This window comes from Roseiconus lacunae (assembly GCF_008312935.1).
Lineage (GTDB): Bacteria > Planctomycetota > Planctomycetia > Pirellulales > Pirellulaceae > Stieleria > Stieleria lacunae.
The window spans coordinates 41,620-68,421 of record NZ_VSZO01000011.1; the positions used below are offsets into that span (position 1 = coordinate 41,620).

The following is a 26,802-nucleotide window of genomic DNA, read 5'->3' on the forward strand; positions in this document are numbered from 1 at the left end:
TAGACGAACCACTAGGCGTCAACTTCGAAGATGCCTTCGATTTCAACGGCGATCTTGCCAGGCAAGCTGTTCGTTCCGATCGCACTGCGCGCCCCGATCCCATGGTCTTCGCCAAAGACGCTTCCGAATAGTTCACTACATCCGTTGATGACTGATGGCGAATCGGGGAATCCGTCGACACATTGAACCAAGCCCAAAAGCTTGACGACCCGTTTGACTTTATCCAGCGAACCGAAGTGCGATCGCAGGGTCGCCAGCATCGCCAAGCCCGTCTGACGCGCCGCGTCGTAGCCCGCTTCGACATCCAGGTCCAATCCTAGTCGACCGGTGATCAAAGTCTTGTTCGGTAGAAGCGGGCCATGACCGGACAAGTACGCCATCCCGTTAACAACCACGACTGGTTTATAGACGCCGGCAGGTTTGGGAGCGGGGGGAAGTTCCAAGCCGAGGGATTCGAAACGAGCTTCGTTGGACATGTGTCAGACTTGTCTTTCAAGTTCGGGAAAGGTTCAGACAGAGAGACCGGCGATACGCTGTCGCTGCCGGCACAACGCCCATCAGTCTGGCCTGTTTCTATGACCGATACAAGATGATGCACCGTCCGGTCAGATTGGTATATTAACGCCCAAACCAGTCTGGCAGTTTTAAACCATCTTCGACTTGCTTCCCCGCATTATGAATTCACTTAAAGGTAGGCATGCATTGATCAGTGGAGGCACTCGCGGTATCGGCAGCGAAATTGCGGTCGCCGTCGCAAACGCCGGGGCCGATGTGCTGCTGATCGGGTTGGCCGATGATGCCCATGCGCAAGCGACGCTCGAGCGATGCAGGGCTGCCAACGTCCGAGCGGAACTGCTTTGCTGTGATCTGTCGCGATCTCCGGAAACGTATATCAATGAACTGGCCGGCGAAGTCGTTAAACGAATGCCAGAAGTCGACTTGCTCGTCAACAACGCGGGAACTTATCTCGATGTTTCATACTTCGAGATGGATTTCGATCGCTATATCAGGACCATGCACCTGAACGTCAGTGCCGGATACTTCTTGACTCAAGCGATCACAAAACGCTGGGTGGATTCAGGTATCGCAGGGCGGGTTGTATTCACGGGGTCAATCAATGGCATACTCTCGGAACCGAATCACACCGCCTACGACACAAGCAAAGGCGCGGTCGCGGCAATGGTACGCAGCCTCTGCGTGACCCTGGCCCCCCACGATATTCGTGTCAACGCAATGGCACCCGGCTTGGTGCACACCCCGCTGACCGGTCCGGCGATCGACTCGAATAACTTGCGACGTTGGATGGAACTTCACACGCCCAACGGCAAAGTTCCACCCGCCGACGTGTGCGCCGACACGGTGGTGTTTTTGCTAAGCGATGCGGCACGTCACATCCATGGACAAACGATCTATGTCGATGGGGGAATGAGCGTTTGGCAACAACCCGACGCACCGGGAACGTTCTGACTTATCGGGCGACCGCTTTTCAGGCGGCGCCAAATTTTTTCTTCAGGTGATCGCTATTTAAGTGCTTGATCACATCCAGTGGTTCGCAACTGTTGTCGTCCCCATAGTCGATGTCGACCCGGCCAATCGCTTTTGCGGCTTTTAGGGCCGCCTGGTGAAGTCTCTTGTTGCGTTTGCCGATTCCCATGAGCGCGGTGTTCATCGATTCGCGAACCCACATTTGTTCGTCATGAATCCCGGCACGGATTCGATCGACCAGCGCCAGTAAGAAAGCGTCGTCCATTCCCTTGGGCTTTTTCTTCGTTAGCTCATAGATCAGGCCGTACCCACATTGTCGACGGATCGGATCATCATGGTCAATCCATTCACATGCTAGCTCGAACGCAATCGGAGCCTTGGCAAGTGTCGCATCGCAAGACGCGAACACATGGGTGAGGTAACCTCCGCGCAGATCTTCGACCTGCCGTTCGGCTTGTTCTTTTGTAATCTTTTTTGGTTCATCGATCAGCAATCCGACGACCTTAGCGTCGTAGTAGTCCGACTTCCACAGTTGGATCGCCAACTCATGGTCGCGGCCGATTTGTTTTGCGAGCTTGCGCAACTGAGTCAGGCCGATACCGTAGCTCTTTAGGTTGGAGTCTTTCTGCCCCCGTTTATTCCAATGGGCGATCCCACGCTCGTTGGCATTTTCCTTCAGCAGTTTGAGAACGTCGCTTTTTTTCATGGCGGTGTTTCGGAGCAAGGGGAACGGACTCGAAAGACGCGTCGTTGGGGACCGGAGCAAAAACCGGGGCGAACGCCCGGCGGCTGACAAAACCGGGGCGGCTGTTCAGTCACACCCGGTTGTCCATTTTGGGTTGAGCGCACGGCGTGTGAACCGCGAAGAAAGAATTACACGCAAAATTGAAAAACATTCCAACGTCAGCGTGCCATCGACCGTCAGTTATTGAAACTCCTTGATTCCAGATTTTACCGTGTTTTACGGGATGAGAGTATCAAATTCGGAGGCCGGAAGTTGGATTGGCGCGCTCGATGCGTTATCAGATCGACCGTCCGGGGCACGATCGCAAAGGATACAACGATCGTGGCCTTCCCACCGGACCTTCGCAGGCTTCGCACGGTCGAACGAAAAACAACCGCGCTGCCTGACTGTCTCTCCTTGTTGAAGGATAAAGGAATGAAACGTTTAAGCGTCCAGGCTTTGGAAAGTCGTAAATTATTGGCCGCTGATATCGGTATGGTCGACTCGACGTTGCATATCGAAGGCACGACCGGCGATGACATTGCCGAAGTTTACACGGTCGAAAGTTCTGTTGTCGTAAAACTGCAGTCGTTTGATGCCGAAGGTCAAGTGGCTCATTCGAGCGAGCAAACATTTGATGCGGCTGAGATCGATCAGATCATCTTCGAAGCCTTTGCCGGCGACGACCTGTTGGTCAATGACACGTCAATCGATTCGATCATGCGGGCCGGCGGAGGAAACGATGTCGTGATGGGAGGATCCGGAAACGATATCTTGGTCGCCGGAGCTGGGTCAGATACTTTGCTCGGCGGTGGTGGTGATGACATCCTTCTCGGCGGGACCGGCGAAAACGTTGTAATCGACTCCGAACCGGGAGCGGACGCAGAGGCCGATGGCGACCAACCGGTTGCCGATTCCGGCTCAGACACCGATGCAGAAAACAATACCGATGATTCGGCACCTATCGCCGAAGATGGCACCGCCGTCGATGACACAAGCGATACGCCTCCGACGGCAGGTGAACCGGTGACCGAGGATGAGTCAAGTAGTGAATCGGACGCCGACGAAACGCCCGTCGATATTCTTGACGACACCGTGACCGATGGTCAGGCCTGTGGCGACAACGCCGCGACGACGCCGACCGAGGAGGTGACCGATGACGGAGTGATCGATGATGCGGTTTCCGACACTGTCGCCGACGCTGACGTCGAATTCGAAGCCGACCCGATCGATGAACCGGCCATTGATGAACCGGCCATTGATGAACCTGTCGCCGAGGCCGTTGAGCAGGCTGTCACCGAACCCGGAGATGAAACCGACTCGGAGGCTCTCGGCGATTCGGTCGTTGTCGATGATGCAGCGGTTGTCGAGGAATTGGTCGCTGAAGACGATGCCGTCATGGTCGAAACCACCGACGACGCTGCCGATGAAACACTGACATTAACCGAGGATCAAACGCCCGTTGCCGAAACCGTCGAAGACTTGATCGATCAAAGTGCGATTGATGTTGACGACGCGAACGCAGGCGAAGCTGATACACCGGTCCAAGAAGCCATCGGTGACGAAGCTGTCGTTGACGAAAGCACCGAAACGGTTAACGAAGATCAGGCCGAAACCATAGGTGAAACCATCGACCAGCCGACCGCGGTGGATGACACCAGCGGTGAAAGCGTCGATGAAACCAACGAAGAAATGGTCCCTCCGCCGAGCGATAACCTCGATCAACCCGAAGCTGAAACCGGCGCAACGGTCGGTAATGACACTGAGGACCCGCAAGACGAAACCATGAACTCCGACGATTCAAGCGCGCCCGTCGGCCAAACCGAGGATGAAAGCGACGATGACGTGATCTTCGGCGGAGCGGGGAACGATTGGATCTTTGGCGAAGGTGGTGATGACACCGTCTTCGGAGGTGATTCGCCACTTAGCGAAGACGCGTTGGCGGCGCTACTTGCCGACCGCCTCGCCTAAGACGCTTTGCGTGTCTTCACTGTTTTTTGCTGGCACGGCAGGGAAGCCGATTATGCCGGATCGTACGCGCCGCTACCCAAGCCGGGGCCGCGTGGAATGAAGTGACACATCAAGATCCCAAGGAAGTACAAGAACATCAATGGGATTGCTAACGCGACCATGCTGGTCACATCCGCAGGCGTCAGGATCATCGATAGAAAAAAGATCACCAAAATAGCGATCCGCCAGCTACCCACATATGCGGCCGTTTCGATCAACCCGATCCGTTGAAGGAACAACATCACCAGAGGCAATTGAAATGCCAAGCCGAAACCGAGCGGCAATAACAACACAAAATTGATGTAGTGTGTCAGGCGCGGTTCCATTTCCACATCCATGCTACCGTTGAACGCCAACAAGAAATTCAGCACATAGTGCAGCACGAGAAAGAATGCTAACACGACTCCGCTGACAAAAAGTGTGACGCTGACTGGCAGGTAGATATAAACGTATTTGCGTTCATGTTGATGAAGGCCGGCCGCGATGAATTGCCACAGGAAATAGAACACCGCCGGTGACGAGATCACCGCCCCGACGATCAGACCCGCCTTCACCCAAATCATAAACGACTCTTCCACCTTCAGCGTGGTCAATCCAGTCGTATCTCGAATCAATTGCACCTTCGGGAGCAACTGTTCGGGGCTGGGCAGCGAATGAAGCAGGGCGCTCAAATCGCTTGGATCGACGATTTGACCGTCGGCGACTTGAACTGTTTTCAACGTGTCGTCTTTGACAGATTCTGTTTTGGTTTTGTTTTTGTCACCGTCGGATTGGTTCGTTTGTGGATCGGCCGGCGGTGGGGTGACGATCGGAGACGCTGGGGTTTGGAACTCACGAGGAATCTCGTAGACAACTTGCCACTTCAGCGACTGCTTGATCATCGTCGGCAGTAGCGCCTTGACTTTGGGATCATCGAGGTCTTCGTAACCAAGCATGGCCAGGTTCTTCTTGGCGTTGAAATCCAAGATTGCTTCTTTGAGCGGTTCGGAAACGTAGCGGACCACCTTGTTTGCGACGGTCAAACCGATTCCTAGCCCGATCGCTAACGCAAGGATTGCCCGGATCAGACAATGGCGTAATTCTTCGAGGTGCTCGCCGAAAGTCATCGTCGAGTTATCGAACAGGTCATCCTGATTGCGGCTTCCTCGATTCGTCATGTTGGAATGTTTGGCGGCGGAGTCCACGGCGATTCAACCTCTGGCGGGGAATGACTTTGTCTCTTTAACAGACTCGGTCGGGAAGCGATCGATTGAGAAACGATGCGTTCGAGTGATGGAACGAAAACAATGGTTAACCAAAGTCACCCACGGCAGTTTCCTGACCGAACCTGGCGTTCATCCAGAACATTAACGCTGAACACGGGATCGATGTAGAACGCTGGTCCGGGGCCGGGTGACGGAAATTGAACTGCCAGATAGAATGCCACGGCGGAGGGGGTCGGCGTGACAGCTAGCAGCCTAAGCAAACGTCTGTAATAGAGCAGACGCTCCGAGAGCACGACCGGCGTCCGACGACTGCGTTAGACCCGACCGTGAGGATCGCTTCACCTACATTAAAACCAAACAAGCACTGGTTTGTCACCAGTGAATGTCATTTTTCACGACCATTCTCCGATTTTCAAACATGACGCACGCTGACGCCTATCCCCTGCGATTTCGCCCGTTGATCAAGCAGACGATCTGGGGCGGTTCGAAACTCGGGACCATGCTAGGAAAACCCATCGGAGGCAACGGCAATGACGCCGAAAGCTGGGAGATCGTTGACCACGGGAACGACCAAAGTGTACTCGAAAGCGGACCACTCGCTGGCAAAACACTGGCCGAGCTGATCGCGGACGACCCGGTTTGGCTGTTGGGGAGCAAGCATTCCCAGTCAAAGAACCAATTTCCACTGTTGCTGAAGTATTTGGATTGCAATCGTGTCCTTTCGGTACAAGTCCATCCCGATGACGCTTACGGGGCCACCATGCCGGTGCCCGATCTTGGCAAGACAGAAGCCTGGTATGTTGTCGATGCCGATCCTGGTGCGGTGATCTACGCCGGGTTGAAAGCGGGCGTCGACCGCGGACAGCTCGCCGAGGCCGTCCGCGCCGGCGAAACCGAACGCGTCCTGCACTCGTTTGCTCCCGATCCCGGGGACTGTGTTTTCATTCCGGCCGGCACCGTGCATGCCTTAGGAGCTGGGTTGGTGATCGCAGAAATACAGCAATCGAGTGACACCACATTTCGACTTTTTGATTGGAATCGTGTCGGTGCCGATGGCCAACCTAGGCCGCTTCACATTGAGCAATCCCTTGATGTCACGGACTATGAAAGTGGGCCCGTGCCGGCGAGGAAAAGCCACAAGAGTCAGTCCGGATGGCAAACGTTGGTGCAGTGTGACAAATTCACGCTTGATGCTTTGGAGGCGGGCAGCGATTCCGTCGGCGGGGACGAGCACTTTCACATTTTGACCGTACCTAGGGGCTCGGCCACGCTCCAAGCAGGCAATGACACAATCAAACTCGCGCGTGGCCAATCGGTGTTGTTACCGGCAGCAATCGAGACATGTCGAGTCACGGTCGAGAGCGGGGCAACTGTCCTGCATGCGGGGCCACCGTCGGAGTAGCCACCGAGTGCGACTGAGTGGCGCTCGGATTGTCGTTTATCGGATCGCTCCGCGTGCACCGCCCAATGCGACTGATTGGGCGCGGTGTATTAGCCTAGCCAACAACCGGTGTATCCGGTGACTGCGCCGAAACCGTGGCTAACACCATTCGGCTGATCTGCGTTGCAGACGTGAATGTAACACTCGCCCGCGCCGGGACTGAATTCCCGACGTGGGATGCAATGTGTCGATCAGTCGAGCTCGTCGGTGAGGACAAACTCGTGATGGGGCACCTCGCTCTTAACACCGTTGGGTGTCATCACCGCTTGATAAACTCGGTAGTCGATCGATTCGGTGATTGAACGAACCGAACCATCGGCCATGCAAGTGTTGACCAAGCCCGGGTGCATTGATGATGGACGAGCCAATTGTCGGCAATTGGTATAATCCATTTCCATCACGTCAACTCGATCGGCTGCGGCGCTCGATGCTCCGCCATTGATTTTGTGGACCGGAGCGACGGCGGGATAGGTCCCGATGCCGGCGTCGTCTTCGAGATGCCAGATCATACCGGTGGTGAATTTGCCGCGTAGCATGGCCTGCAGCATCGTCGGTGCGCCGCTGCTGCTTGCATTGGTCCAGTTCAGGTTGCCCGAGGCATCAAAGTCTTGCAAGTCGGCCGGCGTTAAGTAGCCAGGCGCGAACCACGCTTCGGCTTGAACGTTCTCACCAAACATGGCCGTGTTCGTTTTGCCGTCACGGATATCTTCGAGCGTCATCTCTCCGCCGACGGTAAATCCTCCGGCAGGTGTCCCGACGTAGCCAAGATTAAACAGGCCATTGCTTTTGTCTTCCGAGCGTGCGAACACGGCTGCGGCACCGGACGTCGTGTAGTTGTCGATCGCGTTGGCAATGAAGGACCCTGGCGTCGAGCTTCCTTTGCCGTTGACGAAACCTGAATCAGTCGAGCCGGTGTTCATGACGTAGGTATTGAATCCGCGCGGACCGTTCTCAACGGTGCTGCTTGGGCATCGCAGAACCGAAAGCGTTGGCCCCGACAGATCGCTGTAGCTGGACCCGGTTGCATCAATAATGGGGTACTTCGCTTGTTGCCAACGGTCGGCAAGAGGCTGATTGTCGAGGTAGGCAAGCAATGGAACCGCGTAGCCACCGATCTTGACGTGCGGTGGCACGGGACTTGGGGAACCGGAATCATCGGCCGGATCGGGAAGACCTGCTCCGGCAAAATCAAACACGCCGTAGGACGTGATGTAGCTCGGCAGGCGTTTCTTTGAGGTGTGAAAATTGATCGTGGCTAAGCCGAGTTGTCGCATGTTGTTTTGACAACTGGCATTTCGCATCGCTTCGCGCGCCGCCTGGACTGCCGGAAGCAGCAACCCGACCAAAATTCCGATGATCGCGATCACGACCAACAATTCGACCAACGTAAAACCAAGTCTTTGACGTTTCATTTGCTCGCACTCCGGACAAAAAGAAGAGAAGAGACCGCAACCCGATCATCAGGTCGATGCATGCGCGAACTCGTCGTCACACTGGCACTTTTTTGTTACGTCGGCATCCATTTTCCTTCACGGCCGCCATTATCGCCGTAAAAACGCTTTCTTGCAAATAAGAAATACGACACCTCTGATCCCGCCCGAATGTGGGGGCTCTTGGCAATTTAACCAGAAATGCGAAGCTGTAGGAATCACGGAAAAGTCATCCGACTTTCACGCCAAGGGTGTTGCGGCGAAGATTTTCGCCGTCGAGCGACTATTCTGTCCTGTTCATCAATCCTGTTCATCAATCCTGTTCAGTCCGGGGATTTGACCTCGTACCATCCCGCAGCTTCGCAACTCATCACTGGGACCCGCGATCGGAGTGTCACTGCTATACCTAGATTATAATCGGACAACGCCTTTGGCCCCGTCGGTGCTAGAGGCGATGCAGCCGTATTGGTCGACGCATTATTTGCTTCCCGGCCAGCAGCACGCCCACGCCCACGCGGTCAGTGAGGCTTTGGAAAACGCACGCGAGTCGATCGCCGCGATGGCAGGTTGTGAGTCGTTTGAAATTGTTTTTACCAGCGGCGGCACCGAAGCGAATAATTTGGCGATTCTGGGGGCGGTCGGTGTGGCCGAACCCGGGCACTTACTCGTCAGTGAGATCGAGCACGAATCTGTACTTGGCCCGATTAAAGGGCTCGCCCAACGCGACCCGCGTTGGCAGGTTGAGGTGATCCCGTGTCGCCCCTGTGGAACGATCGACCCCAGTGTGGTCGAGTCGATGCTGCGTTCAGACACTCGATTGGTTTGTGTCCAAGGTGCCAATGCGGTCCTGGGGACGATTCAGCCGGTGCGTGAAGTTGCTGATCGTTGTCATAATCACGGCGTGCGACTTCATTGCGACGCGACCCAGATGTTTGGCAAAGTTCCGGTCGATATTAAATCGCTGCGCGCCGACACGGCCGCGATCAGCGGGCACAAGTTCTATGGTCCCAAAGGTTCTGGCGCGGTCTATATCCGCCGCGGACTTAAATTGGATCCGATTACCTTCGGGGAACCTCGGGAGATGGGCCTGCGTCCCGGGGCGGAAAATGTCCCGGCTTGCATTGGGCTTGGGGCTGCGGCCAGTTTGGCCGAGCGGTTCTGTTCAAGTCCAAGCGATCAGCTTGCCGGTCTTCGTGATCAACTAATACAACGCCTGTACGAATTGATGGGCGATCCGCCGATTGTGCTCTGTGAAACGACCGAACGCCTGCCCAATACGGTCGCATTGGAATTGCCCGGCGACGCCCGGCGATTGGCCGAATCCTCGCGAGAGTTGGCCATCGCGTCAGCACAAACCAGTTCACCGCCGGATGAGTTCACCCGAAGCCTTCGGGCGATCGGGCGAAGTGAATCAGAAATCGGACGTACGATTCGAGTTTCCGTTGGCTGGACGACCAGTCGCGAACAAGTCGATCGCGCGGCCGAATTGATTGCCACCGCCTACGACTGTTGAATTGTTCGGCTGTCAATCAATACAAGCAGGTGCTTGGGGCATAACGGCCGTGGCTAACGCGAGTCGGCTAGGCCTAACTTTAGAAGTTGGCGAAACACTCGGTTTGAATTGGGGACGAAGCATCATGTGAGCGTTTCGTTGGGGCGGCAGTCGTCTCCTTCGGGAATGCCGACCTCCAGTTCCGGGCCGACTTCCAGCTCGGGGGTCAAAACTGGCGAGGCGTCGATATCGCGAGCGTCCATCAACTCCACGATTCGGTCAAGCGATTTGCTTAGTTCGAGACGTTCTTGCTCGTCTAGCGACTCGAGTCGCGCCAGAAACTGTTCGTGCAGCGGTTGCGGCAGGTTGTCGAGTCGGTTCCATCCCTGGTCGGTCAGTTCAACGCAGACTTTGCGGCGATCCCTTGCCGCACGCTCACGCTTGATGTAGCCGGCTTTCTCGAGTCGATCCAGAATTCGCGAGACCGTGGGGGCAGACAGTTGGACCGTTTCGGCGATGCTGGCGACGGTGGTTTCTTTCTCTCGTGGGGCTTCTGCGATTGAACGCAGGCACAGCATCTGCGGAACGCTGACTCCTGCTTGTCGGCCGACGTACCGCGAGTGTTCGGAGGTTCTCCGGATGATCCGGCGAATCGCTCGCAAAATGTGAAACCCGATTGGTTCGTCTTTATTCACAGAACCCGCCGTCACTCGTCCTACTTTGATTCATTCGATTGGACAACCGCGTCGCCATCGACGGTCACGGTCATCGTTTGCCCAAGAGTCGTTCCCGGGGTAATAAAAAATATCTCGACCCAACGAGTCGAAATCGTGTTCGGCTGTGCCATTCGCTCACGCTCGATTCTTCTTGCAGGGCGGATCACTTGTTTTCCGGATTCGCCCCGCGATTCACAGTGTGGATGCTAGATGATTGGGCAAAATTCGCAACTTCAAAATCTGCAGCCCGGGGGGTGTGTGCCCCGTTTTCCGATCACGCTAACCAGTTTCCGAATCCGAGGCTTGGGGCAATCGATGCACTTTCCCGATCGGAAATGGTGCTTTACTGCGGTTCGTCATTACGTCTAACCGGACCAAGTTTGCCTCGGTTGAGCCGTCATAACCGTGGTGAACTTCCTTCGACCGATGTGTTGCACCCAGGCGACGAGTCGGAACTAAGCGTTAGTTTAGCGTCGATGACGCAATAGTGAAGATTGTTTCAGTAGCAATGTTTGCTATTGCAATTATTTCAGCAGCACGTAACCTTGGGGAGAGCATCACTTCTCGATTAGTCCTGGCGCCCGCAAAGGAGTTGGCGGCGGCACAGGGACGTTGGTGTTCGGTCGACTGAACTTGCCTGTGGGCGAGTTTGTCTTGCGCCGGGCTCGCCTCGCGAGTCGGTCCCTCTGTGGCATAGGTTTCTGTGTTGACGGTGCGGCGGCGTCGGTGGAGTCGATCTCGCGCGATCTGCAACTGTCGGAGTCGCGATCTCTTGAGCGCAGTCGGTTTGCGCTCTTTCTACGAAGTACACGCACTGAGGTTATCTCATGACGGAATTCACCGAGATGAAGACGTATGACATTCAACAAATCGGTGACGCGGGCAGTGTTTTGGCAACCATTCCCATTGACGCGATCAGTGGAGAAGCGGCTGCAAAGCAATTGAAGTCGGTGGAACGCGGGACTGAAAAGATCGTCGTCTGTCTGGACGGCGCCCCGATGAATGAAATGGGAGTCGATTATTGGCAAAAGCGGGTTCGGCGTCGTTAGTGATCAGCGGCCAATGCTTGAAGGCAGCTCCTTGAAGGCAGCGGCGGTACACCCGAGAGACGTGCAATTCCACAGGTGAATGAACGGTCCGTTGCGGCGATGTTTTCTGCGAAGAGAGCTTGTGCCCTGCCCGAGAGATTCAATTTGAGGTCATGCTGACATACAAAAAACGCCGGCGACAGTTTTTCGTCGCTTGGAAGCCCATGGCAAAGTTCTTCGCCGTTATCGTCGCGATCGGACTAGCGGCAGATTTGAAAGCGAACGCAGATTCCAAATCGACAGAGCCTGGTGGGGCGGCTTCCCCGTTCGACTTTGTCGACCTGCCTTCGTCGCCGGCCCGCGAAGGATACGTCACGCTGTCCTGGGAACCATACGAGGCCGCGTCTCGTTATGAGGTGGTCGACGGTGGCGGAAAGGTCATCCACTCGGGTGTATTTCCCCAAGCGTTTATTTCTGGGTTGTCCGATGGCGAATATCGGTATCGCGTTCGTGCGGTCAATGCGTCAGGCGAAATCCTTGTGCAGTCCGCGTCGACTGCGACGATCGAGGTTTCGCATTGGCCTGCGATTTATGTCTGGCCGCTACTAGGAGTCGGGTTCTTCGTCGTCGCCGCAGTTGTCTTTGTGATTGTCGCCGGTGAGCGTTGGGCGAGCACGGAGGAGGTGTCACGATGACGATTGCGCAAGTTTCGGGTGACACCATCTTGACCGCCCAGGCTGGCTACATTTTGCTCGCGATCTTCAGCGTCTTGTGGGTGAGCCTTGGGTTGTGGTGGGGCCGCAAGGCGAAGTCTTATGACGGGTTTTCGGTAGCGGGGCGAAATGTTGGACTTGCGTTGGCCACCGCCACCGCCGTCGCCACATGGATTACTTCGAATACGACGATGTTGGCGCCGCAATTCGCGCTGCAACTCGGAATTTGGGGGGCGCTCGCTTACTGCACGGCCAGTTTCGGGCTGTTCGCGTTTGCGCCGATGAGTGGGCGCATTCGTAAGCTGATGCCCAATGGGTTCACGGCGGTCGAGTTTGTGCGTCAACGTTACGGCCGGCTCGGGTCGATTCCGTTTTTGATCATCTCATTGTTTTATGCCATCACTTGGTTGGTTTCGATGACGATGGCCGGGGGAAAGCTGCTCTATGTGCTCTCGGGAATCCCCTATGAAGTTGGAATGACGGTGGTATTGGGCGTCTGTGTTCTCTACACGCTCTTCGGTGGAATGTATGCGGTCATCGGAACCGACTTCATCCAAAGCTTGATCATCTTGATTGGCTTAGTGGTCGTTGCGATCGCGGTGTTGACGCAGGTGGACATCACCGAAGTTCATCACACATTGCAAGTCGAGCGGCCGATGTTGTTGGACGTGCTTTTCCCAGCCGCACTGATGGCGTTGTTCAACAATATGTTGTTCGCCTTCGGTGAAATTTTCCACAGTAACGTCTGGTGGAGCCGGGCCTTTGCGATGCGTGATGGGATCGGACCAAAGGCATACGCGCTCGGCGGTTTGATCTGGTTGCCGGTGCCGATCGTCGCCGGATTTCTTGGTTTAGCCGCTCCCGCACTTGGAATTGGCATCAGCCAGCCCGACACGGTCGGCCCGCTTGTGGCGGCAACGTTACTCGGGACAGGTGGTGCGTTGATGGTGTTCATCGTGGTTTTTTGTTCGCTGGCATCGAGCATCGACAGCCTGTTGGCCGCGACCGGGGACCTGATCGTCAACGACATCGCCGAACCTCTCAGCCGTTCACCGGTCAACGATTTGATCAAGCGTCGGTGGTCGTCGTATGCGGTGATCGGCCTGGGGATTTTGGCCTGGTGCTTGGCGATTCCTAATTATGGAACCTTGGCGACGGTGTTGTTCTTCGCAGGGCCAATGGTCGGAAGCTGTTTGTGGCCGATCGTCGGCGGTTTGTATTTTCGCTGGGCAAGTCCGATCGCGGCGTGTTCGTCGATGGTGCTCGGCAGCGTCGTCGGTTTGGTTGCCTACTTCACGATCGGTTGGTTCACCGCGTCGCTGATCGGGGCGGCGACCTCGGGAATGGTGTTCATCACGACCTCGTTGATTTGGAAAGACAACTTTAACTTCGCAAGCCTAGCATCCTCGTCGAATTCTGAATTGGCGGGACCAGAGGCGCGACTCGAGCCCGTAGAATGATATTTCCAGTTTGGTTTTTGAAATTGATTGTGCTAGGCGGCATTGCGCTCTGCATCGCAGGTGCGATGGGACTTCTTGTGTTCTTGTTATTCGATATGAAAGGCAAACGGATTTGGTGAGACTGATTCGATGACCGCTGCTTCACATCCTGAAAAACCATTGACTAATTACGCGACCAATTCGAAAGGTCTTTCGGTCAAGCCGAGTGACCTACTTGATTTCTGTAACCACCAAATCGACCGCGAAGCGCTCGCGGCGTTGGCAGGGCAATCCATACTCAATCCGCGTCAGTTCGATCGGCGTACCGTTGTCGCGCTTTCGCAACTCGCCGCTTTGCTAGAGCTACGCAACGTCGAAATTGACAAACCGTTGGATGGGAAAATTGCGATCACCGCTTTTTTCGAAGCGAGTACCCGTACACGGCTGTCCTTCGAAAGTGCCGTGTTGCGTCTTGACGGAAAAGTGTTGTCGGTCCCTGATGGACAGGTCACCGGGATCGCGAAGGGAGAGTCCTTGGCCGATATTGGCGAGATGTTCAACACCTATGGTGACGTGGTCATCATGCGGCATCCGGACACGAACAGCATCGACGAGATCCGCAAGAACCTCCAGCGTCCCTTGATCAATGCCGGCAACGGAAGCGGGCACCACCCCACTCAAGCGTTGATCGATTGGTACGCCTTGTTGAAATGGCGTCCCGAGTTGGTCAGTCCTGATTGTCCGGAAGACCGCAGGATCCATTTGGGGATCATCGGAACTCCGGGCTCGATGCGGGCGGTGAAAAGCTTTCTGCGGATCTCACTGATGTTCGCCGGCGCCGTTCGAAAGATCACGTTGATCTCGGAAATGGCCGATCCGGTCGGCTTGGACTTGACCGAGCCGATCGAACAGTCACCGATCGAACTGGAGATCACGAACGATGTCCAAGAGGTGATACCGGAACTTGACGTCGCCTATGTCAACTCGATCGCGTTTCTCGGTGACAGTTATCGAAATCTCGGCAGTCGTTACAAAATTGACTGCAACAGCCGGTTGAAACCTCACGCGGTTGTCATGCACCCGCTGGCTCGGAACAAAGAGCTTTCGACCGATTTAGACGACACCATTCACAACTTGTACTTTGCCCAAGCAGCCGGCGCGGTCTTCGTGCGCCAGGCGCTTCTAACGGCAGTTCTTGATCGACTGGACCGCGTCAGCGGTATCTAAGTCATCGATCTCTCTTAAGACAACTTTTGGAATAGATTTTCTATGTGTGGTATCACCGGATTTTGGAATCCGTCGCGAAAAAACGAACGGGAAATGCGTTTCGTGCTCGACGGGATGCTGGACGTTCTCGACCACCGTGGCCCGGACGAACGCGGAAGCCGACTGTACGTCGATCAAGGATTGGCTCTCGGGCACACCCGCTTATCGATCGTCGGTTTGGACCATGGCCATCAACCGATCGAAGCGGAAGGAGGTGACTATGCGATCACCGTCAACGGCGAGTTGTATGGTTACAAACGCATTCGAACCGAGCTTGCGTGCGAGTCACTCGAATGCAGTGGAAAGAGCGATAGTGCGGTCGCGCTGCCGTTGTATCTCAAGCATGGATTGTCGTTCGTAGAACGCTTGCGCGGCGAATTTGCGATCGTGTTGTATGACCATCGTGAACAGCGACTGGTGCTGGTGCGAGACAGGTTTGGGATCAAGCCGCTGTACTATGCGATGAACGACGGTGGCATCGCGTGGGGATCGGAAGTCAAATCGATTTTAAAACACCCGGACGTACCGCCGAAACTCTGCCCGAAAGCTGCGATCCATCAGATGATGCAGGTCATGGTACCAGGGTCGACGGCGTTCGAAGGCGTCAACGCGTTGTTGCCAGGACACATGTTGATCGTGCAGCGGGACAGCGATCGATTGATCGCAAAGCAGACGCGATGGTGGGACCTTGAGTTTCCGACCAGTCACGAGTCGAATCCCAACCCCGACGAATACGTCGCCGGCGTGAAGGAACGTCTGATCGATGCCGTCGCGACACGGTTAGAAGCCGATGTTCCGGTCGGATGTTATTTGTCCGGAGGAATCGATAGTTGTTCGATTCTTGGACTGGCGACGACGCTTCAGCAATCTCCGGTAAAGGCATTCACCATCGCGTTTGATAGCGATGCGTATGACGAATCGAACATTGCCAAACTGATGGCCGAACGGACCGGGGCCGAGCAAGAACTGCTGCGACTGACCGAGAAGGAACTTTATGGTCCCGCTTTCGAACGCGCGACGTGGCATGCCGAGCGAACGTTTTACAATACCCTGGCGGTTGCCAAGTGGCACATGAGTCGCCGTGTTCGGGCATGTAACTACAAAGCGGTTGTGACCGGGGAAGGGTCTGACGAATTGTTCGGCGGGTATCCGTTCTTTAAACAGGATTGGTTGGGCCGTGATGACGACGGGGGCGGGATCTTTGCCGGGGCGATTCTCGCCGAAGAGGATTTACAACATCCCGACTGGATGGATCTTTGTGGCTTTACACCGTCATGGATCCAGCCATGGATGTTGACTCTCAAACGTGTTCGTCCGCTGCTGTCGCAGGAATTGCAAGATTTGCTGGTCGAGTATGATCCGGTCGGTGAAGTCGCTCGGGCGATTGATGCCGATCAGGTTCGGGGGCGACATCGATTGGATATCTCCCAGTACACATGGAGCAAGACCATGTTGGAAGGTCAAATCCTGACTTGGGGCGGCGACCGAATGGACATGGCCAACAGCATGGAAGCACGTCCCGCGTTCCTCGATCATCATGTTGCCGAATACGCCGTGCAGATTCCGCCTGAGATCCGGATCCGCGATGGCGTTGAAAAGTGGGTGCTGCGTGAAGCGATGGTGAACGTCTTGCCTCGTGAGTTATACGAACGAAAGAAGTTTGCCTTTATGGCGCCTCCGGCACATACCGATCCGGTAAAACGCCAAGCGATCCAGGAGATGATCAGCCACTGGATGACACCCGAACGAGTGTCCAAACTGGGCGTTTTCGATGGCGACAAACTCAACCAGTTCATTGACGACGCGTGGAACGAAACCGATGGGACGATCGCTCGTCGAAACGACATCGTGATGAACCATGCCTTGCAGTTACACCTGCTGCATGGCCAGTATGTCGAAGGCCTTCCCTTGCCAGTGGTCGATTGATCGATGAGTGTAGACGTGACAGCGGACCTCCGAGTCAAGCTTGACCGGATCAAAACCGACATCCTTGAACTCGCCGAACTGGGCCGAGATCCCGCCGACAAAGGCATCTACCGGATGGCCTTTACCGATGCGGATATGCAAGGAAAGCAGTGGCTGAAAGACCGGATTGAAGATGCCGGTTTTGAGCCGCTGCAGGATGGCGCGCTCAATGTGTCCGCCGTCTTGGAATCTGGTAATGATCGACCGCGGATCCTGGTCGGATCGCATATCGATACCGTTCCCTGTGCCGGCGCGTTGGACGGGACGCTGGGCGTCGTCGTCGGCTTGGAATGTCTGCGATGCTTGAAAGAAAACGGCATCGTGCCCCAACGCGACGTCGAACTGATTGCGTTCAGTGACGAAGAGGGGCGATTCGGTGGCATGTTTGGCTCGCAGTCGGTGGCCGGGCAGATGAATCCGGGAGCCGTCGCGACGATGAAAGATCTCAACGGCATTCTGCTATCCGATGAGCTTAAACGGCATGGCTACGATGCTCGAGAAGCACTCGATGCCGCACGGGATCCGGAGTCGATCGCCGGATATCTTGAACTTCATATCGAGCAAGGTCCGGTCCTCGATCATGTCCAAAAGCCCGTGGGCATTGTCGACGAAATCACTGGTCTGTTCACCTGGGCGGTAAGACTGAGGGGCGAAGCAAACCATGCCGGGACGACTCCGATGGAACTGCGGAATGATGCCTTCATGGGACTCGCGGAGTTCGCCAATGAATTGCCGCGGATTCTCGAAGAGAATGGCAGTGATCGGAGTCGAGCGACGATCGGAAAAGCTCAGATTATGCCCGGTGCGGCCAACACGGTGCCCGGACTCGTCGAGTTTTCGCTCGATGTCCGTGACACCAGTGACGAAACGCTTGATGAGCTAGCGGCAGCGCTGCGGAAAGCCCTTTCGGCGATCGCACGGCGACGAAACCTGATGTTCGATTTCGAACAAATGAGCTACCTTCAGCCGGTCAAGTGCAGTGAGTTGATCGTCAATCAGTTGACGCAGCAAGCCAAACATCTTGGACTGGCCTATCAAACCATGCCCAGTGGCGCCGCCCATGACGCACAAATCATGGGCCGAATTGTCCCGGTTGGCATGGTCTTCGTTCCGAGTAAAAATGGGCAAAGCCATTCGCCCGCCGAATGGACCGCATGGTCGGACATCGAAGCGGGGGCGAATCTGCTTCTGCATGCAATCTTGTCGATGACCCGATAGGGGATCGGATTGCGGCTGCGGATCGACGAAAGTAGCCCGCATCGACCGAATCGAGCCTCGGTTTGCCAGACTTTCGGTCGGCCAATCAATGGGAATTGCCCTGATCGGGATTGCCGATGTGCCGGCAGGAGACTCCCAATCGGATCAACAAAGTCGGACCACACCACTACGACGAGCTCTTCGTCCTCCCATCATTGCTCTAGCGAGAAATCAAACATCGATGAATTCGGGCCAATCAAAGCCGGGTCATTTGGATCCGCTGAAAGACGTTTATCACGAAGCTTTCGTCGAGAACCCAGCCCAGGAAGCGTTTCTCAAGAAGGGCACGGTGGCGCTGTTGTGCATCGACTTGCAGTATCTCGATGCGGCCCGAGGTCACGGTGTTTTTCGTGATGCGACCCAACATGGCGTGTCGCCCGAAGCACAGGAGTACTACTTCAATCGACTCGAAACGATGGTGTTGCCTGGCGTTCGGCGAATGCAAGACGCGTTTCGAAAGCACCAACTGGAAGTGATCCATACACGAATCCAATCGTTGACGCGTGACGGCCGTGATCGAAGCAAGGGGCATCGACGTTTAGGCTTGCTAGCCCCTCCGGGATCACGTGACGCCGACTTCATCGAGTCGGTCGGTCCGGTCGAAGAACAAGATGAAATCGTCATCAACAAGACAGCCAGCGGTGTCTTCTCGTCAACCAACTTGCACTATGTTTTAAAGAACTTGGGGATCGAAGCCCTTTACGTGGTCGGCGTCTATACCAACGAGTGTGTCGAAACGACGGTTCGCGATGCGTGTGATCTTGGTTACTTGGTCACCGTGGTAGAAGACTGCTGTGCGACGGTCACACGCGAACTTCACAATGCCTCTTTGGCAACCCTGCGAGACCGCTACGCAAGAATTGTTCAGCTCGACGAGGCACTCGAAAATCTTTCCGAATATCACGAAGTCAATGCGTAAGCTCCGGTGTGCGAAGCCAAAAAATGATGGTTGTCCGTTCGCGCGATCGCCTGGAAATCGCCCTTGTCTTTGGCAACGATCAGTGTTCCAGAGCGAGGCATCCAATGAATGCGGCATCGATTAATCAGCAGTCAAACACGCGGCAGCGTTCGGGCACCGACCATCCGATGTCAGTCAATTGGTTTGACTCAGTGACTGCTTGCCTGACCGCGATCATCGTTTTACTGTCTTGCGGTACGTTGATCGTCTTGGTGCTTTGGCTTTGTACGAAGGCGTTACCAACGAGGATGACAACGGAAGTACGCTCTACGGTTTCTTCTGCGTCGATGGGCGTGAACGAATCCGAGTTTGAACTGCCCTCCATCGGCGAGGTAAGTTTTCTTTTGGAACCAAGTTTCGAACAAACTCTCCGGTCGGTTGCGGCAATCCCAACGTCTTCCGACAAACGAGATGCAACCATAGGTGACATCGACTTTGCACGTGTCATCAGCCGCAGCAGTGGCCCCGACGTAAATGCGTCTCCAGCGATCGAGCGTTGGCAACGCTGGGTACTGAGATTCGATAGCAAGAACAGAGACGATTACGCCAGGCAACTCGATTACTTCGGTATCGAGCTGGGCGTCTTCGGAGGCGGTCAGGCGGGAATTGAAAGTGTTGCTCAACTTTCGAAGATGCCCATTAGGAATTTCAACAGTCACCCCGAAAGCGAAACCCGATTGTACTTCTCTTGGGAACAGAAAAGCCCCTTCCAGGTCTTTGACCGTGACATTCTTAATCGCGCTGGCGTGTCCACTACGGGTCGAAACGTTGTTCGGTTTCTTCCAGCATCGCTCGAGGAAGAACTGCTCAAGCTCGAACGCAGCCACTGTCGGAAGCACTCTGCGCGAGTTCCCGATTCAATCGTAAAAACTGTCTTTGAGTGTCGTAAGTTCGGAAACACCTATCGGTTCGAAGTGATCGATCAGTTTTATCGTTGACGCAGGTGATCCTGAGACGTGGTAACTACGGTACGAATGTTTCGTCAATATTTTAGGTCAGTTAGGATTAGTCGATGGGCAATTACGCATGATTTCGGTGCGACAAAGAGGCGATTGCTGTTCGGCTGATGTGACGAACGCGAACATTCAATCTAAACGTGGCGACCAGTCGCGTCTGATCGTATTTAGCGACGTCACACCACGTTTGCGGGCATCGCTTCCTGAACGAAGAAAAGCTTCTAAGTTAGGGAGACACCGTCGCGGTGATGGGGTAGTGGTCTGAAGGGTAGCGATCATTGAATGAAGTCTGCACGATCGCAGCTTCCTTCACGACGGCATCTTTGGAGACAACGATCCAATCGATTCTCGGACCTTCCGACCTTCCTTTCCACGAATTGAAGGTCCCTTCATTCGGCCGAACATTGGGATTGGCGTCACGGTAACTGTCTTTAAGATCCGGTTGGCCAACCAAGGCATTGTAAGGTTCACTGTTTGCATCGCAATTAAAGTCGCCGGTCACGATGACGACAGGTGAGCTTGCGATGGAACGCAACCGGTTAATGCGTTCGGCCAACAAGCGTGCGGATTCAAGACGTGCCTGTCGACCTCGGTGATCAAAATGAGTGTTGACGAATAGAATGGGTTTGTCGGCACCTTTCTTGTCGTGAAGCAACACCCATGTCGCCATTCGCGGGAGCGAAGAATCCCAACTCTTTGATTCTGGAATTTCCGGTGATTCACTCAGCCAAAAGTGACCACCGGCCAACTTCGTAAACCGATCTGCCTTGTAGAAAATACCGCAATGCTCGTTAGGCGTATTCATACGAGAGCGACCGAAGTAATCGTATCCCTCAACCTGTTCGAGCAAAAAATCTTTTTGAAATGCGAGCGTCTCTTGGGTCCCCATCAAATCGGGAGCATAGTCGGAGACAACCGAGGCAACGTATGACTTGCGTTTGTCCCAATGGTTGTCACCATCATTCGCGGAACCGAAGCGTAGGTTAAAGCTCATCACACGCAGCGGTTCTTTTGCGGTCACGGGAAAAGTGATGGCGAGGCAGGCGATAGCAATCGCGGCTGAGATTCGTTTCATCGTTGGGTAGGATCGCGAGGTGGGGAATACCGATCGGCCGATTATAGCCGGTGCATCGTCCACATTGAATCAGTAGATTGAAGCGAACAGTCGCCGTGCATTTTCGCGGCGAAAACCGTTCCTCCGCCGCAGACGCCATGCGGTAAATCGTTGATCAAACCAAACGCTGTCTTAGTAGCCCGGCAGAAATCCGAAGCGGATCATGATCCCCAAGCCAATGCTTAGCGCCATCATCCCCCAGACAAAGGCAAGGCGATAAAACGGTACGGGGATCGACTGTGGTCGCGGGGGAAGCGTTGCCAGCAGATAAAGACACAACACTGACAGGAGTGGCGGAAAGATGATCAGCGTGCAAATCGACGCGAGGATCAGACGCCGCATCGCGTACTGATAGTTGGCGACCGATTCTTCCGTTTCTTCTCGGTTGATCACGGGATTCGCAAGCCCCGTCAAATCGGTCGCCTCGTACGGGTTCGCCGAATGTAAGATCGGTGAGCCTGATCGCTCGCTTGTGGAGAACGGTGCGAGTTCCTCATTGTTATTGACGCCGACGGTTGGCTGGCGAGCCGGAATTTGAGAACGTTCCGCGTCACAATTCCAACAGTACTCAAACGTGGGTTCATTCGGTTCGTCGCACCGTTCGCACTGCCACGCGGACTGGTGCTGTTTTTCTTCGTCATGAGCGCGAAGCAATGCCTGAGCCCGCGGGAGATCTTCCTCGGCGACTCGGACTCGAATCAAGCTATCAGTCGGGGCACCGCCCATACTTAGGGCTGTACTGGGGTCGGTACCGACCAAGTGCGATGAAATGTTCGCCGCGGACAACAAGCTTTGGATCGCAACGGCAGACCATTGATCGCCGAATTCGCGTAGGACACAAAACTGATTCTGAGTGGACATCGTGATTCACCAATAATGCTCTGTTGTTCCATGTTAATCACGTCGGTGGATAGATCTTCCGACGGGATTCGACCGCGTCCGACATCCCGTGTGGGCCAACTCGGGCTCCGGCGACCTTTGCGGTGATTTCTCGTTCGTTCCCAGTTTTTGCTGACGCAGGACCGGCTTTCTTGTATTTGGACCACCGGCTTCGAAGAGGCATTCGCCTAACCAGCATAGAGAGAGCGACAGGTTTCCGAGGCTCGAACGGATATGAATCAAGGCGCGAGTGACCGTTTTAAAGCGATTCTAACAAGCGGTGGGTTAGGGGATGCGGTCAATCAAACCTCACCGAGTCACGACTGGCAAGAAACAGCAACGATCTAGGACAAGTGCATCCGAAAGGATGCCGAGAACGTTCGCATCGCCTTCTGTTTCACCCTTTGAGTGCCACGCCATGTCGTTGGGCCACCCGATTTCTGTGGTTGTACTTGCGAAAAACGAAGCATCGATCCTCGGCACCTGTTTAGCTTCTTTGCGTTGGGCCGATGAAGTCGTCGTCGTCGATGATCAATCGACAGACAACACGGTCGCGGTGGCAGAACAATTCGGGGCTCGTATCGTGCAGCATTCGTTCGAATCATTCGCGACACAGCGGAATTGGGCACTCGCGAATGCTGAGTTGCAAAACGAATGGGTCTTGATGTTAGATGCCGATGAAGCCAGCACTCCTGCATTCGCCCAGCAGGTGCAGCGAAGTGCTGCCCGTGCAACTTCACAGACAGTCGCCTTTCGAACATGTCGCAAAACAATGTTCGCCGGACGTTGGCTCCGCTACAGCGATGGTTTTCCGGTGTGGATCATGCGCGTCGTACGAAACGGGTTCGTACAATTCACCGACCAAGGGCACGGGGAAGTTCCCGTGCCGAAGGTCAACGGGACGATCGGGGTGATTCCAGAAGCGTTTATCCACGCACCGTTCAGTCGTGGACTAGGTGATTGGTGGGGAAGGCATATTCGCTACGCCGAACGCGAAGCTTGGCTAGAGTGCCAAAAAGAAGCGAACCTAAATTGGCGACAATTGGTGTCGCAAGACGCAAGTCAACGAAGGGCCGCAGTGCGATCGCTCTCGCGTCGACTGCCGTTTCGAAGTGGCGCCAGATTCTTTTACCAGTACATCATCAAACGCGGCTTCTTGGATGGAACTGCCGGACTGCAGTTTTGCAGGATGATGGCCTGCTACGAGCAGATGATCGTGACCAAGAAGTGGGAGCGTCTGCGAACCCAGACACGAATCGCAACACCGGCGACTCAGACGGTTGCGATGCGGAAAGAACGACCTTCGGCTAAGTGGCCGACAGCGACGAGATAGCCTGGTGCTCCGGCTAGACCAAATGTTTCGGTTCGGCACATCAGCCGTTGGGTGTACGTCTCGGTTATTGCACCGAAGGCATGGCAAACGCCATGTGGCTAATCCCAATTCCAGATATTGACGAAACCTTAGTCAGATAAATCGGATTCGTCGTTGAGAACCGGACGCTGTTTAATCCAACGGGCAGGGTTTCCGCCGACAATCGTCCAAGGGACGACCGGGGAAACGGCGACCGCTCGCGCCGCGACGATTCCGCCGTTACCAACGGTGATTCCTGGGCCTATGAATGCGTCGGCACAGACCCAGGCGTCATCACCGATCACAATGGCTGATTTGATCAATGGCAAGCTGGTTTGGCGATAGTCGTGCGTTCCGCCACAAAGGTGCGAACGTTGCGAGATCGTCGTTCGCTTGCCGATTTCCAAGCGTCCCAGGTTGTAGATCAGGCAATCAAAACCGATGGACGACCAGTCGTCGATGGACAAGTTTCGTGGGAGAAAAATTTTGGCCGATGGGTGGATCCGAACATTTTTTCCGATCTTGGCTCCAAAGATCCGAAGCATACTTCGTCGCCAAGCCCAACATGGTTTAGGCGAAAAACGAAAAAGCGGCGAGGCGATCGACCACAGGACGCGGCCGATCTGTTCACGACGACTCCAATGACGAGTTTTGCGATTGGCGTCGATCCCGTTGACGGACTGTTTCATGTGTAGAAAGAAGGCTACGTCGTTGCCGAGCAGTTTATCCGGTGAAGATCAAGCCACACCCCAAGGCGTCGCCATGCCTGGCTTCGAATGTCGTATTGAGACTTGTGGTCGCCGGGGCGAGCGAAAGGTCAGCCGCGCCAGCGTGCCAATGCCAAGCGACATCCCCAGCAGAAGAAGAACGATGATGCCTGATGCCGGATCACCGCTGAATTGCTGGTGCGAAACGGTGAATGATGCCAAATTCGCGATCACGATGGCGACGAAACTAAGCTGTGACATCGCACCGTGCCAATTTCGCGGTACAACGGTCACCGCATCTGATACGCCGCGTAATAGATAGACGCCCGCGACGACAACGAACACCACGCCAAAGATTCCTAACTCCCGAAAGACTCGGCTGACTCCATCCTCTTGCCAACTTCCCATTCCCTTTTGGTTGACGAGGTGATAAGCGCCCTGCGTTGCTGTACCAATTCCGGCACCAATCACACCCGATTGGGCGACAGTCTGTTGGACAGAACCACCAACAAGTTCTTGGTAACGCGCGGCGCCACGAGTGAATAGTGTTCCCGCGAAGTTGGTGTATTCACTGCTGACGTATCGGTCGGTGGCCACCAAAAAGATCCCGCCCAGCAACATCGCCATCATCGCGACCGGTACGATCACGCGTTGAAAGCGAAGGATTTTTCGCCAGTAGCACAGTAGTACAAGCGACGCAGCATAGACCAGTGGCATTCCGAGCATCTTGCGGCGTCCGGAAAGCAGCAAACACAGGCAACCAAAGATCGCGAGCAGAATCCAGAAGGGAGATTTGTGTTTCTGCTGATGAAGTGCAAGTGTCAGTGAGAACATCACGACTTGGGCCGCATGCAATCCCATGATGTCCGGACTTCGGTACCATCCGGCAATCAGTTGAACGATTTCGCCGTCGCTGTAGCGAATCCAATGCATGCCACGCATTCCGCCAAACCCTGGCCAGCCCAACTGACAGTATTCACCGATGACGCTTACCAGGGCGATACCGTTCACGATGCAATAAAACTGGAAAATCTTGCCAAGTTCTTTCGGTCGTAGTGAAATGAGGTAGCCGAGCACGATCCCTGCGAAGGGAGCTAGGTAAGATACCACACCAAGAATCATCATCTTGTACCCACCTGGATACATGACCAGCGAAAGTACACAGCCAGGGATGATCGCGATCAAAAGCAGCCGAAATGCATACATGATCTTCGAATGTTCTCGCATTGCCCGACTGATTTCTTGATGCGATTGAGACCAAGCAGCGGCAGTGATGATGGCCCACAGACCAAGGACGCTGACGGTGATGAGTACCGGTTCGTCGGGAGTTAACTTACGTACCGGGTCGCGTAAGAAATCGAGCGCAATTGCCCAGTAAATCGCGCGTCGCCAGTCGGTAAGCGCGACCAAACATGCGATCCCCAGACAACCTAGGTAGGCGATCGGTATCATTGTGGTGACCTAGTCGAGACGTGGTTTAATGTGGCGCGATCGGATCGCCGACGGTGGCGTTTGAGGTCTTGGCCAACCTTTTCTTCGATTCGGGAACCGCAGCGGGCATCGGCGGAATCACAAATCTGCAACGCGCCGCGTGTCAATGAATCAACCGAAACACGTTTTCCAGAGCTTGCTCGGACCGCTTGTCGGTAAGCCTTTTCAAGTCGTTTCGCAAATTGATCAAGACTGAAGCGTTGGCTCCATTGATGTCCGCGTTGAATCAACGACGAACGATACGTATCGTCTGTCAACACCCTGAACAGCGAGTTTGCCATCGCCGAATGATCACCCACTCGGCAAACGCAAGCCGCAGTCCCGACTACTTCGGATAGCGAACCTCCGTCGCTACAGACCACAGGGCATCCTGACGCCATGGCTTCGATGGGAGGCCAACCAAATCCTTCATATATACTCGGGAAGATGAATGCGGACGCACAGCGATACAATGATCGAACCTGTTCGTCGGTCGGATCGTTATGGAACCGGACACGGTGAGAGATACCGAGTGTCTTCGCTAGCGAGATTAGATCCGCAGACGCCGGTGGGCCAGCCATTACCAATCGGTGTGGGATCTGATGACCGATTCTGGCAAAGACCCGCAATACGCCGGCCCGATTCTTGTAAAACCCATTGTTGCCTAGATGAAACACGAACGGCGCGTCGTTGTGCGGGATGGGCGATGACTGCGTCTGGATGAAACTTTCTTCGATCGGTGGATAGATAACCGATTCTGATGTTGGAAGGCCAACCGATAGCGAGTGACAATCGTTACGCGTGCAGTCGCTGTCAAAAATGAGATGATCGGCGTCGGGCAACCCGGAGATCGCTCTATCGATGATCATTCGTGACAGCAGACGCGGACGTGGGACATCAAAACGTCCCAAGCTCTGAAGCTTAGGAATGATATCGTGAACGGTGGCGATGATAGTTCGCTTTGTAAACGCTTGGGTGATGTATCCATGGCTACCATCGATCAAATGAAATAGGTCGATCGAATGGTCGCATGCCAATTGTTTCGCACCACACCAGGCGTACCAATGGTGAATCGGCGTACGAAGTTTTCGCGGCGTGGAGCTCGTGTCTTTGGTGATACAGCATCGTGAGATCGAAAACTCATCGTGGTTCCGCAACGACGATTCGACTAAATCTGCGTAACGGCGCATGCTGCC

The 26,802-nt window shown here is 54.9% G+C and carries 25 protein-coding genes; 14 read left to right on the forward strand and 11 right to left on the reverse strand.

Translation table 11 applies throughout. The features are described 5' to 3' along the window. Positions 1-11: 11 nt before the first annotated feature. Positions 12-476 (reverse strand): RidA family protein, encoded by a 465-nt coding sequence (locus FYC48_RS16055; protein WP_149497749.1) that lies wholly within the window; start codon positions 474-476, stop codon positions 12-14. Positions 477-675: 199 nt separating this feature from the next. Here FYC48_RS16055 and FYC48_RS16060 point away from each other — a divergent pair, with 199 nt between their 5' ends. Beyond that, a complete protein-coding gene (locus FYC48_RS16060; protein ID WP_230779005.1) occupies positions 676-1,467 on the forward strand; it encodes an SDR family NAD(P)-dependent oxidoreductase in 792 nt (263 codons plus the stop codon). Between the two features lie 19 nt (positions 1,468-1,486). On the opposite strand, the gene FYC48_RS16065 is transcribed toward FYC48_RS16060, so the two are convergent. Further along, complete coding sequence (locus FYC48_RS16065) at positions 1,487-2,191, reverse strand: DNA alkylation repair protein (protein WP_149497750.1); 705 nt, start codon at positions 2,189-2,191, stop codon at positions 1,487-1,489. Positions 2,192-2,644: 453 nt separating this feature from the next. Here FYC48_RS16065 and FYC48_RS28640 point away from each other — a divergent pair, with 453 nt between their 5' ends. Beyond that, positions 2,645-4,180, forward strand: coding sequence for a hypothetical protein (locus tag FYC48_RS28640; RefSeq protein ID WP_149497751.1), 1,536 nt, complete (start codon positions 2,645-2,647; stop codon positions 4,178-4,180). A gap of 50 nt (positions 4,181-4,230) precedes the next feature. On the opposite strand, the gene tatC is transcribed toward FYC48_RS28640, so the two are convergent. Further along, entirely contained in the window at positions 4,231-5,376 is a 1,146-nt protein-coding gene (gene tatC, locus FYC48_RS16075; RefSeq protein ID WP_149497752.1) for a twin-arginine translocase subunit TatC, read from the reverse strand. Between tatC and FYC48_RS16080 the strand changes: the two genes are divergently transcribed. After that, positions 5,375-5,569, forward strand: a complete 195-nt coding sequence (locus FYC48_RS16080; RefSeq protein ID WP_149497753.1) for a hypothetical protein — start codon at positions 5,375-5,377, stop codon at positions 5,567-5,569. The two genes, tatC and FYC48_RS16080, sit on opposite strands and share 2 nt — an antisense overlap. Before the next feature lie 273 nt (positions 5,570-5,842). Continuing rightward, positions 5,843-6,826 carry a type I phosphomannose isomerase catalytic subunit gene (locus FYC48_RS16085; protein WP_149497754.1) on the forward strand — a complete coding sequence of 328 codons (984 nt, stop codon included), beginning with the start codon at positions 5,843-5,845 and terminating at the stop codon, positions 6,824-6,826. A gap of 230 nt (positions 6,827-7,056) precedes the next feature. Here FYC48_RS16085 and FYC48_RS16090 read toward each other — a convergent pair whose 3' ends face one another. Next, on the reverse strand, positions 7,057-8,277 hold the full coding sequence (locus FYC48_RS16090) for a DUF1559 domain-containing protein (RefSeq protein ID WP_149497755.1): 1,221 nt from the start codon (positions 8,275-8,277) through the stop codon (positions 7,057-7,059). A 409-nt stretch (positions 8,278-8,686) separates the two neighbouring features. On the opposite strand from FYC48_RS16090, the gene FYC48_RS16095 reads away from it, so the two are divergent. Further along, positions 8,687-9,808: a cysteine desulfurase family protein gene (locus tag FYC48_RS16095; RefSeq protein WP_149497756.1), complete on the forward strand. Its 1,122-nt coding sequence runs from the start codon at positions 8,687-8,689 to the stop codon at positions 9,806-9,808. A 122-nt stretch (positions 9,809-9,930) separates the two neighbouring features. Here the strand turns inward: FYC48_RS16095 and FYC48_RS16100 are convergent, their stop codons facing one another. Next, positions 9,931-10,482 carry a MarR family winged helix-turn-helix transcriptional regulator gene (locus tag FYC48_RS16100; RefSeq protein WP_149497757.1) on the reverse strand — a complete coding sequence of 184 codons (552 nt, stop codon included), beginning with the start codon at positions 10,480-10,482 and terminating at the stop codon, positions 9,931-9,933. A 20-nt stretch (positions 10,483-10,502) separates the two neighbouring features. Continuing rightward, positions 10,503-10,634 (reverse strand): hypothetical protein, encoded by a 132-nt coding sequence (locus FYC48_RS28645; protein WP_261345072.1) that lies wholly within the window; start codon positions 10,632-10,634, stop codon positions 10,503-10,505. 696 nt (positions 10,635-11,330) lie between these two features. Here FYC48_RS28645 and FYC48_RS16105 point away from each other — a divergent pair. From FYC48_RS16105 to FYC48_RS16140, 8 genes are all read left to right on the forward strand, one after another. After that, positions 11,331-11,552: a hypothetical protein gene (locus FYC48_RS16105; RefSeq protein WP_149497758.1), complete on the forward strand. Its 222-nt coding sequence runs from the start codon at positions 11,331-11,333 to the stop codon at positions 11,550-11,552. A gap of 152 nt (positions 11,553-11,704) precedes the next feature. Next, positions 11,705-12,226, forward strand: coding sequence for a fibronectin type III domain-containing protein (locus FYC48_RS16110; protein WP_160149568.1), 522 nt, complete (start codon positions 11,705-11,707; stop codon positions 12,224-12,226). Then, on the forward strand, positions 12,223-13,704 hold the full coding sequence (locus tag FYC48_RS16115) for a sodium:solute symporter family protein (RefSeq protein WP_149497760.1): 1,482 nt from the start codon (positions 12,223-12,225) through the stop codon (positions 13,702-13,704). The genes FYC48_RS16110 and FYC48_RS16115 overlap by 4 nt, the downstream gene beginning before the upstream one ends. Before the next feature lie 129 nt (positions 13,705-13,833). Further along, entirely contained in the window at positions 13,834-14,910 is a 1,077-nt protein-coding gene (locus tag FYC48_RS16120; RefSeq protein WP_149497761.1) for an aspartate/ornithine carbamoyltransferase family protein, read from the forward strand. Between the two features lie 42 nt (positions 14,911-14,952). Continuing rightward, positions 14,953-16,875: an asparagine synthase (glutamine-hydrolyzing) gene (gene asnB / locus FYC48_RS16125; protein ID WP_149497762.1), complete on the forward strand. Its 1,923-nt coding sequence runs from the start codon at positions 14,953-14,955 to the stop codon at positions 16,873-16,875. Positions 16,876-16,878: 3 nt separating this feature from the next. After that, the gene (locus FYC48_RS16130) at positions 16,879-18,132 is read left to right on the forward strand and encodes a Zn-dependent hydrolase (RefSeq protein WP_149497763.1); all 1,254 of its coding nucleotides are present in this window, start codon (positions 16,879-16,881) and stop codon (positions 18,130-18,132) included. A 220-nt stretch (positions 18,133-18,352) separates the two neighbouring features. Further along, a complete protein-coding gene (locus FYC48_RS16135; protein WP_149497764.1) occupies positions 18,353-19,090 on the forward strand; it encodes a cysteine hydrolase family protein in 738 nt (245 codons plus the stop codon). 104 nt (positions 19,091-19,194) lie between these two features. Continuing rightward, complete coding sequence (locus tag FYC48_RS16140; RefSeq protein ID WP_149497765.1) at positions 19,195-20,067, forward strand: hypothetical protein; 873 nt, start codon at positions 19,195-19,197, stop codon at positions 20,065-20,067. Positions 20,068-20,311: 244 nt separating this feature from the next. Here the strand turns inward: FYC48_RS16140 and FYC48_RS16145 are convergent, their stop codons facing one another. Further along, positions 20,312-21,160, reverse strand: coding sequence for an endonuclease/exonuclease/phosphatase family protein (locus tag FYC48_RS16145; protein ID WP_149497766.1), 849 nt, complete (start codon positions 21,158-21,160; stop codon positions 20,312-20,314). A gap of 171 nt (positions 21,161-21,331) precedes the next feature. Then, positions 21,332-22,060: a putative signal transducing protein gene (locus FYC48_RS16150; RefSeq protein WP_149497767.1), complete on the reverse strand. Its 729-nt coding sequence runs from the start codon at positions 22,058-22,060 to the stop codon at positions 21,332-21,334. 436 nt (positions 22,061-22,496) lie between these two features. Here FYC48_RS16150 and FYC48_RS16155 point away from each other — a divergent pair, with 436 nt between their 5' ends. Beyond that, positions 22,497-23,411, forward strand: a complete 915-nt coding sequence (locus FYC48_RS16155; protein WP_160149569.1) for a glycosyltransferase family 2 protein — start codon at positions 22,497-22,499, stop codon at positions 23,409-23,411. 128 nt (positions 23,412-23,539) lie between these two features. On the opposite strand, the gene FYC48_RS16160 is transcribed toward FYC48_RS16155, so the two are convergent. Genes FYC48_RS16160 through FYC48_RS16170 form a run of 3 tightly spaced genes read right to left on the reverse strand, consistent with a single transcriptional unit; the run spans position 23,540 to position 26,796 of the window. After that, complete coding sequence (locus FYC48_RS16160) at positions 23,540-24,118, reverse strand: LbetaH domain-containing protein (protein WP_149497769.1); 579 nt, start codon at positions 24,116-24,118, stop codon at positions 23,540-23,542. Positions 24,119-24,166: 48 nt separating this feature from the next. Then, complete coding sequence (locus FYC48_RS16165; protein WP_149497770.1) at positions 24,167-25,588, reverse strand: hypothetical protein; 1,422 nt, start codon at positions 25,586-25,588, stop codon at positions 24,167-24,169. After that, a complete protein-coding gene (locus FYC48_RS16170; protein ID WP_160149570.1) occupies positions 25,585-26,796 on the reverse strand; it encodes a glycosyltransferase family 4 protein in 1,212 nt (403 codons plus the stop codon). Before FYC48_RS16170 ends, FYC48_RS16165 begins: the two co-directional genes overlap by 4 nt. Positions 26,797-26,802 lie beyond the last annotated feature (6 nt).